The organism is Streptomyces sp. SID9727 (assembly GCF_010550605.1).
GTDB lineage: Bacteria > Actinomycetota > Actinomycetes > Streptomycetales > Streptomycetaceae > Streptomyces.
On the sequence record NZ_JAAGNI010000206.1, the window covers coordinates 1 to 10,369 of the forward strand.

At 73.5% G+C, this 10,369-nt stretch carries 9 protein-coding genes and 1 pseudogene; 1 reads left to right on the forward strand and 9 read right to left on the reverse strand.

What is annotated here, in order from left to right; translation table 11 throughout:
• A pseudogene (locus G3I41_RS13595) lies at positions 1-3,232 on the reverse strand (tetratricopeptide repeat protein); the annotation flags it as partial.
• 56 nt (positions 3,233-3,288) lie between these two features.
• Positions 3,289-3,684: a PPOX class F420-dependent oxidoreductase gene (locus G3I41_RS13600; RefSeq protein ID WP_164400473.1), complete on the reverse strand. Its 396-nt coding sequence runs from the start codon at positions 3,682-3,684 to the stop codon at positions 3,289-3,291.
• A gap of 82 nt (positions 3,685-3,766) precedes the next feature.
• On the opposite strand from G3I41_RS13600, the gene G3I41_RS13605 reads away from it, so the two are divergent.
• The gene (locus tag G3I41_RS13605; protein ID WP_164400474.1) at positions 3,767-4,261 is read left to right on the forward strand and encodes a GNAT family N-acetyltransferase; all 495 of its coding nucleotides are present in this window, start codon (positions 3,767-3,769) and stop codon (positions 4,259-4,261) included.
• A 41-nt stretch (positions 4,262-4,302) separates the two neighbouring features.
• Here G3I41_RS13605 and G3I41_RS13610 read toward each other — a convergent pair whose 3' ends face one another.
• From G3I41_RS13610 to G3I41_RS13640, 7 genes are all read right to left on the reverse strand, one after another.
• Positions 4,303-4,929: a Uma2 family endonuclease gene (locus G3I41_RS13610; RefSeq protein WP_164400475.1), complete on the reverse strand. Its 627-nt coding sequence runs from the start codon at positions 4,927-4,929 to the stop codon at positions 4,303-4,305.
• Positions 4,930-5,079: 150 nt separating this feature from the next.
• Positions 5,080-6,198: a phosphoserine transaminase gene (gene serC, locus G3I41_RS13615; RefSeq protein WP_164400476.1), complete on the reverse strand. Its 1,119-nt coding sequence runs from the start codon at positions 6,196-6,198 to the stop codon at positions 5,080-5,082.
• 116 nt (positions 6,199-6,314) lie between these two features.
• The gene (locus G3I41_RS13620; protein ID WP_164400477.1) at positions 6,315-7,565 is read right to left on the reverse strand and encodes a cytochrome P450; all 1,251 of its coding nucleotides are present in this window, start codon (positions 7,563-7,565) and stop codon (positions 6,315-6,317) included.
• Complete coding sequence (locus tag G3I41_RS13625; RefSeq protein WP_164400478.1) at positions 7,562-8,797, reverse strand: cytochrome P450; 1,236 nt, start codon at positions 8,795-8,797, stop codon at positions 7,562-7,564. Before G3I41_RS13625 ends, G3I41_RS13620 begins: the two co-directional genes overlap by 4 nt.
• Positions 8,794-9,441 carry an ATP/GTP-binding protein gene (locus tag G3I41_RS13630; RefSeq protein ID WP_164400479.1) on the reverse strand — a complete coding sequence of 216 codons (648 nt, stop codon included), beginning with the start codon at positions 9,439-9,441 and terminating at the stop codon, positions 8,794-8,796. Before G3I41_RS13630 ends, G3I41_RS13625 begins: the two co-directional genes overlap by 4 nt.
• Positions 9,422-9,787: a DUF742 domain-containing protein gene (locus G3I41_RS13635; RefSeq protein ID WP_164400480.1), complete on the reverse strand. Its 366-nt coding sequence runs from the start codon at positions 9,785-9,787 to the stop codon at positions 9,422-9,424. Before G3I41_RS13635 ends, G3I41_RS13630 begins: the two co-directional genes overlap by 20 nt.
• Entirely contained in the window at positions 9,784-10,221 is a 438-nt protein-coding gene (locus G3I41_RS13640) for a roadblock/LC7 domain-containing protein (protein ID WP_164400481.1), read from the reverse strand. The genes G3I41_RS13635 and G3I41_RS13640 overlap by 4 nt, the downstream gene beginning before the upstream one ends.
• Positions 10,222-10,369: the final 148 nt, after the last annotated feature.

Sequence of the window (10,369 nt, forward strand, 5' to 3'; positions counted from 1 at the left end):
ACGCGGCCAGGCCCCAGACGCGGCCGGCCTCGACCCGGGCCACGCGGTGCGCGACCGGGTTGCGGGCGGCGTCGCGGGCGAGGCGCAGGGCCTCCGCCAGGTCGACGTGCTCGCCGAGGGCGTGGCGGCTGACCTGCGCCATGGCCAGCAGGACCGCGGAGAGGGCGTGGCTCGGGTCGTCCTCGGCCAGGCCGGTGAGGGAGGCGCGGGCGGCTTCGGCGGCCCGGGCCCATGCCTCCCGGACCACGGGTCCTGACGGGTCGTCGGCGAGAGCGACGCGCGCGTGGCAGGCCATCGTGAGCTTCTGGAGCGCGAAGAAACGTGAGGGGTGGCCCTCGCCGAGCCGCTCCAGGGTGGACTCCAGCAGCCGGCGGGCCTCGTCGGCGATGTCGGCGTCACCGTTCGCCCGGGCGAGGTCGGTCAGCAGGTCCGCGAGGTTCATCGCGGCCCACTCGCCGCCCTCCCGGTCGCCGTTCTCCGCGGCCATCGCCTCGCGCAGCAGCGAGATCGCCTCCGCGGTGCCCGTGGTATCGCCGGTGATCTCGCCCCAGTGGCGCAGCGCCTCGGCGAGGTTGTTCAGGTGGAGGGTGCGCTCCATGGCCGCGGGCGGGCTCCGGTCGAGGGCCCGCCGCAGCACCGTCACGGCCTCCGCCATCCAGGCCCGGTTCCCGGTGCGCCGGCCCCGGTCCATGAGCGCGCCGCCCAGGTTGGTGAGCGCCATGGCGGTCCGGGCGGGAGAGGCGCAGGACACCGCCTCGCGCAGCGTCTCGACGGCGGTGTCCAGCAGGGCTTCGTCGCCGGTGTGGCGGGCCAGCAGCCACTGGATGCCTCCCAGGCCGAGCAGGATCGAGCCGCGCGCCTCGGCCGTCGCCGGGCTCAGCGCGCGCAGGGCGGCCCGGAACTGGAACACCGACTCTTCGGCCTGGCGCGGTTCGCGGGTGCGGCGGTGGAGCGCGTAGAGGCTGTTCGCGAGGCCGAGCAGGGCCACCGGGTCGGGCGGGCCCGGGGCCATCACCAGCGCTTCGCGGTGCCAGTGGACGGACTCCTGCAGAAGACCGTCGGGGTCGGCGGCGAGCCGGGCGAAGTTGCGCAGGGCGTCGCCGAGCGCGGTGCGGCAGGCGGACCCGCCGTAGGTGTCCTCGTCGGAGACGGCGACCGCCCGGCGCAGCACCTCGACGCCCTCCCGCAGCGCGGCGGTGTCCGAGCAGAACTCGGCGCGGGCGAGCAGGGCCTCGCCGAAGCAGAGGAGCTGGTGGGCGTGGAGCATGTCCTCCGGCGCGGACCGGGCGACGGCCTCGCGGTGGGACGCCACCGCCTCGGCGATCAGCTCGGGCCGGCCGGAGCGCAGTGCGGCCTTCACCTGCGTGAGGCCGAGGTTCGACCGGAACACCGAGTGCTCGGTGCGCGTGAGCGGGGCGTGTGCCAGCTCCTCGCGGAGGAGGCGCTCCACTTCCTCGTACAGCTCGACGCCGGTCGTCTCGTCGGCCCGTGCGGTGAGGATGTTCGCGAGATCCGCGTGGCATTCCCAGTACGCCGGGCTGCCGGGCGGGAACAGCGCGAGCGCCCCGCGCATCACTTCGGCGCCCGCCCGCCACATCCGCTCGTCCTGCCCCGCGCGGTGGGCCAGCGCCGCGCCGAGGGCGAAGCGGGTGGTGGCCTCGAAGCCGTCCTCGGGGGAGGGCAGGGCCAGCGCCTTGTGGAAGGCGTCGACGGCCTCGTCCACATCGGCCGGGTCGCTGGACACGTGCAGGCAGCGCCCGAGCGCGGCCAGGACCCGGGCGCGCTCGGGGGAGCGGGGCGGCAGGTCCCCGGCGAGGGCGCGGATCAGGGCGGCCGGGGCGCGCAGGCCGGCCGGGTCGCTCTCCGGCACGGTGGTCCGGGTGTGCCGGAACGCCCGCTTGGTCACCAGGTCGGCCAGGTCGAGGGCGTGCAGGACGCGCCGGGCCAGGTCGCCGGGCGGCAGGCCCGCCATCCCGGTCAGGGCGTGGGCGACGGCGTCCGCCAGATCGTGCGGGCTGCCCGACGCGCCGAACCGGGCGTCCAGGACCCGGGAGAGGGCCCAGTGCGCCTGGGCGCGGACGGGATGCCCGTCCGGTGCGCCGGCCAGGGCCTCCCGGGTGACCGCGTACGCGTCCTCCAGGGCCTGCGGGTCGCCGGCGCTGACGGCGTGACCGCCCATGAGGAGGCCGAGGTTGGTGAGGTACACGGTGCGTTCGTAGGGGCTGGGCGCGGCATCGGCGGCCTCGCGGCAGACGGTGATGCCCTCCTCGTACGCCGTGCGGTCCTGCGGGGAGCCCTGGACGAGGGCCACGCCCAGGTCGGAGAGGAACGAGGCGCGGGAGGGCAGCGGGGCGCCGGGTTCGGCGAGGGCGGCGCGCAGCTTGGTGACGCCCTCGTGGCGGAGCGCGGGGTCGTCCAGGATTCCGGCCGCCGCGCACAGGGCCGAGCCGAGGGTGGCGCCGAGCTGCGCGCGGCTCGGGCTGTTCCAGGTGACGAGCTCCGACGCCTTCCGCAGGGCGGCGACCGCTTCCCGGACCGTGTCCGGGTCGCCGGTCGCCTCGGCCCGGTGCCGGAGTATGTGGCCCAGGTTGCCGTGCCGGCGGGCCTGCTCGTCGCGGGGGCCCGGGGCGCAGAGGACGGCGGCGCGGGACGCCTCGGCGGCGGCGGCGAGCGCCTGCGGTCCGGCGCCCGCCTGCGTCGCGTAGAGGAGGACGAGCCCCAGGTCGGACAGGTAGCTGCCCTGTTCGAGGCTGCCCTCGCCCGCGGTGGCGGCGGCGTGGCGCAGCAGGGTCTCGGCGAGCGGCAGGGCGCCCGGGGCGCGGCCCTGCTGGAACAGCACGGTCATCCCGACCGCCGCCTGGTACGCGAAGCCGGGCTCGGTGGCGGCGCCGTCCGGTGCGCCGGCCAGCGTCGCGAAGAGGGGGTGCAGACCGGACGGCAGCTGCCCCGGGGCCAGGCCGTCCAGCTCGGCGAACCAGAGGACGGCGGCGCCGAGGGCCACCGGGTCGGCCCCGTGGACGGCGAGGAAGTACGACCACTCGGCGTGGCCGAGGGCGAGGGCCCCGAGGGCCCACACGCCGCCGTCGGGCAGGTCGGTCCCGGCGTGCACGGCGTCGGCCGCTGCCCGGGCCTCGGTGCCGAGGAACCACTGCAGGGCGCGGGCGTCGGTCGTGGCGCGGGCGGCCAGGTCGAGGAGAAGGCGTGCCGCGCTCTCGGCGGTCCCCGGTGTCATCGCCCCCCCGTCGGCCGGCAGCTCCTCCAACCTACCGACCGGGGGCGGGACTTGGCTCAGGAATCCATGGGCCGGATCTCGTAGTGCAGCGTCCGGTCCCGCTTCAGCCGGTGGGTCAGCGGGACCAGGACACCCTGTGTCGCCGGGTACTTGCGGGACAGCATCCGCGAGGCGTGGGTGTTCTCGTTCGAGCCCGCAGGGAGGAGGCGCGCGTGGGCCTCGATCTGCGGGCCCGTGGGGTGGCCGCGCACGGTGCACGGGCGGATCCGCACCACCGGGTGGTTGCGCATGCGTTCCACCTTCCACGCCGAGGAGAACGTCCGGATGTACGCGTGGTCGCCCTCGACCGCGATGTGTACCGGGGTGTCGGCGTGCGTCCCGTCCTGCCGCCGCGTGCTGAGCAGGACGGTGTACTGCTTCACGAAGGGCTTGAGCTCCGGGACCGTGTCCATACCTCCATGGTCCGCCTGTACGCCCCCGCGCTCATCCGGGCGGCGGGCGCCCCGCAGGCGTTTCGCGTAGGGTCCCCGGACCATGAGCCCCCGAACCCTCGTGCCCTTCGCCACGCCCCGCCTGGACGCGCTGCCCCTGCGGGTGGAGTACGCGGACGAGATGGCCGCCGTCCTGGCCAACCCTGCCCTGCACGCTTTCACCGGAGGCGCCCCGGAGAGCCCGGATTCCGTGCGGGCGCGGTACGCACGGCAGACGGCCGGCTCGCCGGACCCGGGCGAGCTGTGGTGGAACTGGGTGCTGCGGGCCGGTGACGTTCTCGTGGGGTACGTGCAGGCCACCGTGCGCGGCGACCGCGCCGAGATCGCGTGGGTGGTGGGCGTCCCGTGGCAGGGGCGCGGGTACGCCGGGGAAGCGGCCCGGGGGCTGGTGGCGCATCTGGGGGAGGCGGGGGTGACGGCCGTGACCGCGCACATCCACCCCGAGCACGCGGCGTCCGCCGCCGTGGCCGCCGGGGCGGGCCTGGTGCGAACGGGGGAGTGGGAGGACGGCGAGGAGCGGTGGGAGCGGGGCGTCTAGGTGTTCTGTCCGTGGAGGTTGGTGACAGGGTCCCTAGCGCCTCAGGCCTCCGGCGTACGGGGCTTCGGCCGGCCCGCCTGGATCAGTTCGGCGACATCGAGGCTCACCTCGGCGCCGATCGACGCGGGCAGCGGCGCCTGCCGGCCGGGGGCGTACACCTCGTGGCGGTCGTACGCGCCGCCCAGCGGTTCCGTGAGGACGTGGACGCGGTCGTGCTTCCGATCGAGGATCACGTAGACGGGGATCTTCGCCTCGGCGTACGCGGCGACCTTGTGCCGCAGGTCGCTGGCGTAGTTGCTGGAGGTGACCTCCAGGACGAGGCGGAAGACGGCGGGGTCGTAGCTGTTGGTCCTGATCAGGTGTTCATCGAAGTCCGCGTCCACCAGGGCGAGATCGGGGATCGCGAAGTCCTCGGGGCCGCCCGGCAGCCACAGGCCGATGCCTTGGAGGACTGCCGTCTCCCCGTCGTCGAGTCCGGCCGTGATGAAGGGACGCATGAGCTTGGTCAGGGCGCGGGCGTGCGGGCCGTCCGGGCGTGGGGCCACGGTGATGACGCCTCCGATGATCTCGACGCGATGGCCGGGATTCTGCTCGGCGAGCCGGTTGGCCGTGACGAGCAGGGGCTCCGGTCCATCGTCACAGGGGTGCTCGACTGCTGCTGCAGACACTGCGGGCCTCCTGGGACGGCTGGTGTCGAGACCATCATCGTAGGGCTGAACGGCTCCAGACCGTGTTTCCGGCATATGCCACGCGGTCGAGTGAAGCAGAAACGGCCCCGCACACCTCGCGGTGCGCAGGGCCGTTCCGGGGCGTACGGGCTACAGCTTCTCGATCACGTAGTCGATGCAGGCCGTCAGGGCCTGGACGTCCGCCGGGTCGATCGCGGGGAACATCGCCACGCGGAGCTGGTTGCGGCCCAGCTTGCGGTACGGCTCGGTGTCGACGATGCCGTTGGCGCGGAGGGCCTTGGCGACGGCGGAGGCGTCGATCTCGTCCGCGAAGTCGATCGTGCCGATGACCTGGGAGCGCTTGGCCGGGTCGGTGACGAACGGGGTCGCGTACTTGGACTCCTCGGCCCAGCCGTACAGGTGGCCGGAGGAGGCGGCCGTGCGGCCGGTCGCGAAGTCCAGGCCGCCCTGGGTGTTCATCCAGGTCAGCTGCTCGTTCAGCAGGAAGAGCGTGGCGAGCGCCGGGGTGTTGTACGTCTGGTTCTTCAGCGAGTTGTCGATCGCCGTGGGCAGCGAGAAGAACTCCGGGATGTGCCGGCCCGAGGCGTGGACACGGGCCGCGCGCTCCAGGGCGGCCGGCGAGAAGACGCCGATCCAGAGGCCGCCGTCGGAGGCGAAGGACTTCTGCGGGGCGAAGTAGTAGACGTCCGTCTCGGCGATGTCGACCGGGAGGCCGCCCGCGCCGGAGGTGGCGTCCACCAGGACGAGCGCGCCCTCGTCGGCGCCCGCGACGCGCTTGATGGGCGCGGCGACACCGGTGGAGGTCTCGTTGTGCGTGAAGGCGTAGACGTCGACGCCCGCCTCGGCCTCCGGGTCCGGGTGGGTGCCCGGGTCGGAGGCGATGACGGTCGGGTCCGCCAGCCACGGGGCCAGCTTGGCGGCCTTCGCGAACTTCGAGGAGAACTCACCGAAGTTGAGGTGCTGGGACTTCGACTCGATCAGACCGTGCGTCGCGATGTCCCAGAAGGCGGTCGAGCCGCCGTTGCCCAGGATCACCTCGTAGCCCTCGGGGAGGGAGAAGAGGTCGCGTACGCCCTCGCGCACCGCGCCGACCAGGTTCTTCACCGGTGCCTGGCGGTGGGACGTACCGAGCAGAGACGTGCCGGTGGCGGCCAGCGCGTCGAGCGCCTCGGTCCGCACCTTGGAGGGACCGGCGCCGAAGCGCCCGTCTGCGGGCTTGATGTCAGCGGGAATCTGGATGTCGGCCACGAGTCGGAGCGTAACGCCTCGGTGCGGAGGCCACGCACCCTGTCCGTCGGATGAGACAGGGCTTCCGACCCGTGGCCGTCGGAGGAACATCCGTGCGTTCCTCCGTGCGTACGGTGTCAGCCCAGCGTGACCGGGAGTTCGTACAGGTCGTTCTGCGTGACGATCGGCTTGTTGCGCAGCGCGGACGCCGGGACGGCGAGGGACAGCTCCGGGAAGCGGGCGTACAGCGCGGGCAGCGCCACCGACGCCTCCAGGCGGGACAGCGCGGCGCCCGGGCAGACGTGCGGGCCGTGCCCGAAGGAGATGTGGCGGTTCGGGGAGCGGGTCACGTCGAACTCCGTGGCCGATGCCCCCCACTGGCCCTCGTCGTGCGCGATGGCCGCGAAAGAGGTCATGACGCCCTCGCCCTTCGGCAGCACCCGGTCGCCCACCTCGATGTCCTCCGAGGCGAACCGGATCAGGATGTGCGAGGTCGGCGCCGACCAGCGCAGCGTCTCCTCGATGACCCCGTCCCAGTCCACCTCCCCGGCCAGCACCGCCCGGCGCTGCTCGGGATGGGTCTCCAGGGCCACCACCGCGTTCACGATGAGGCTGATCGTCGTCTCGTGGCCCGCCGCGATGATCAGCTTCAGGGTGTTGAGGATCTCGTCGTCGGTGAGGTGGTCCCCGTCCTCGGACGCCAGGAGCAGCGCCCCGGTCAGGTCGTCGCCGGGGGCCTCCTTCTTCTCGTCCAGGATGCGCGAGAACAGGGTGTGGATGTCCGCCATCATCTGCGGCACCTCGGCGCGGGGCGTCATGTTGGAGAAGAACTTGTCGAACAGTTCCTTCATCCGGGGCAGGTCCGCCGAGTCGATGCCCATGAGCTCGCTGATCACGTTCATCGGCAGCGGGTAGGCGAACTCCGCCTTCAGGTCCACCGTCTCGCCCGCCGCGCGCTCCTCCAGGCGGTCCAGGAGCACCTTCGTCCGCGCCTCGATGCCCTCGCGCAGCCGCTCCACCCGGCGCACGGTGAGCGCCTGCGCGACCAGGCCGCGCAGGCGGCGGTGCTCGGCGCCGTCGGCGGTGAGCATGGTGCGGCCCGGGTTGACGAGTCCGATGAGCGGCCAGTCGAGCGGGATCTCGCCGCGCTGCCAGGCGCCCCACACGTTGATGTCCTTGACCAGGCGGCTGTCGGTGAGCAGCGCCTTCGCCTCGGCGTAGTGCGTGACGGTGTAGACGGGCACCCCGCCCGGCAGCTCGACCCGGGCGAGCGGGCCCGCCGCGTGCAGCCGCGCGCTCTCGCCCGCGAGGTCGGTGACGAAGGGGTCGAGGACGATGCGGTCCTGCCGGTCCTCCGCGTGGGCCGGTTCGGTGGTGGGCGCGGTCATCTGGGGCCTCCGAGGGCGGGGGTGGGCGTGAAGGTCACGGGCAGGTCGGTCAGGCCGCGCAGCCAGGGGGAGGGGCGCCGGGTGAGCCGGTCGGCGGGGACGGCGAGGTCGACGTCGGGCAGCCGGTCGAGGATGACCTCGATGGCCGTACGGGCGATGACCTCGGCGGTCTCCTGCGCCGGGAACGGGCAGCGGTGCTCGCCGTGGCTGAAGGAGAAGAACGCGTTGTTGCCGCCGGTGAGCGTGGAGCCGTCCGTGCGGACCTGGGGGTCGGCGTTGGCCCCGGCGAGGGAGAGGACGAGCAGGTCCCCGGCCTTGATGTGGCGGCCGCCGAGGTGCACGTCGCGGGCGGCCCAGCGGCCGGCGATGTTCTGGCTCGGGGTGTCCTCCCACAGCACCTCGTTCATGGCCTCGGCGACGCTGTGCCGGCCGCCGGAGAGAGAGGCGGCGAAGCGGTCGTCGGTGAGCATCAGCCGCAGCGAGTTGCCGATCCAGTCGGCGGTCGGCTGGTGCCCGGCCGCCATCATCACCATGAGGTCCCGGGCCACGTCCTCGTCCGTGAACCCGGCGGTGTTGGCGAGCATCCGCGAGGCGACGTCGTCCCCGGGCTCGGCGCGCCGGCCGGCGAGCAGCGCGTACATGGAACCGGCGATGTGCTTCTGGCCGGCGAGCGCGGTGGGCCCGCCGTTGATCATGTCGTTCATCGCGGTGACGAGGGCGGGGCCCTTGTCGTCGGAGAAGCCGTACAGCTTCGCCAGTACGCGGACGGGGAGCAGCATCGCGTACTCGGCGATCAGATCCGTCGAGCCGGCCGCGCAGAACGCGTCGATCAGTTCGTCCGCGAACTCCTCGGTGCTCTTCCTGAGCTCGAAGGGGTTCGTGGCCTCCAGCGCCTCGCAGATCATGGCCGACCGGCGGCTGTGGCGCTCGCCGACGGTGTAGAGGATGGACGGCTGGGTCCGGCTGATCATCGGCATCAGCGGCCAGTCCTCGGGGATCGCGTCCCACTGGTTCCACAGCTGCGAGTCGCGCGTGAAGAGGGCCGGGTCCCCGGTGACCTGGTGCAGCTCGCGGTAGCCGAGGACGAGCCAGGCCGGGACGCCGCCGGGCAGCGTGACCGGGGCGACCGGTCCGTGATCGCGCCGCAGCTCCCGGTAGAGCGCCGCCGGTTCGCCCTGGAAGCGGGGGCCGTACAGCGGCACGGCACCGGCCGCGTGGGGGCACTCGGTCACGGGGTGGGCTCCGGGGTCAGGGCGGGGGTGCCTTCGGCGGGCGCGGGGGTGTCCCCGGTACGGGCCGCCGAGAGCCGGTGCAGGTGCTTGACCAGGGTGATCAGCACGTACTTGCTGGAGGACCGGTCGCGCGCGTCGCACTCCACGAGCGGGACGTCCGGGGAGATGTCGAGCGCCTCCCGGATCTGCTGCTCGGTGTGGAGCGGGCCGCCGAAGTCGTTGCAGGCCACGATGAACGGCGTGCCGTGGTGCTCCAGCCGGTCGATCGCGTACCAGGAGTCGGCCAGCCGCCGGGTGTCGACCAGGACGACGGCGCCCAGGGTGCCGGAGAACAGCCGGTCCCACAGGAACCAGAAGCGCTCCTGGCCGGGCGCGCCGAACAGGTAGAGCACCGAGCGTTCGTCCAGGGTGATCCGGCCGAAGTCGAAGGCGACCGTGGTGGACGTCTTGGACCCGACGCCGTCGAGGTGGTCGACCGCCTCGCCCGCGCGGGTCATCGTCTCCTCCGTGTTGAGCGGACGGATCTCGCTCACGGATCGGACCATGGTGGTCTTGCCGACCCCGAAGCCGCCGACCACGACTATCTTCAGTCCGTTGTCGGCCGTCGCTCTCAGGGCGGCGCGGTCAGAGGTTGCGGAGTCCAACGAGCACCTGTTCCAGGATGTCGGGGGCGGGAAGCCGGTCCGATACGCGTGCGGTACGCGGGTGGCGGGCGCTGATCCGGCCGGTGTCGAGCAGATCGCAGAGCAGGATGCGCACGATGCTGACGGGCAGGTCGAGATCGGCGGCGATCTCCACGACCGCGGTGGGCCGCTCGCACATCCGCAGGATCGCCACGTGCTCCGACTGCATGCCGGGGGCCGGCTCGCACTCGGAGACCACCAGCGTGACCAGGTCGAAGGCGGCGGAGTCGGACCGGGTGCGGCCGCCCGTGAGGGTGTACAGCCGGTCCGGCGCGTCGTCCCTGCCGGGCCGGGGGCGCGGGGTCATACGGCCGTGCCCCGGGCGGCGGCGGCCGCGTCGGCGGGTTCGCGCGGCGGGGCGACCAGGTGCTCGCCCAGCTGCTCGACCAGCTCGCTCATGTTGTGGCCGACGAGGCCCACGTCCGCGCTCTCGGCGGCGACGACCGCGAGGTGGGCGCCGGCGCCCGCCTCCACGATGAACAGGACGCCGCCGTAGAACTCGGCCATGGCGGAGCGGACCCCGCCGCTGCCGTTGCCGAACTCCACGGACGCGCCGTGGGACAGGCTCTGGATGCCGGCGGAGATCGCGGCGAGCTGGTCGGCCTGGTCGACGGAGAGCTCGGGGGTGCGGCACAGCTTGAGGCCGTCCCTCGACAGCACGAGGGCGTGCCGGACACCGGGGGTCCGTTCGAGGAGCCCTTCCAGCAGCCAGTTGAGCTTCTCGTCGGTGGTCGCGGTCATCGGGAGCTGTCCTCCGGGGGTGGGGAGTCGGGCCGTACGGCGTTGCGGAAGCTGCTGAAGCGGGCCGCCCGGGACTTGGGGTCGGGGGCGGCGTCCGCTGTGCCGGCGTCCCGTGCGGGCTCGGCGGCGGCCCGGGCCCGGGCCTCGG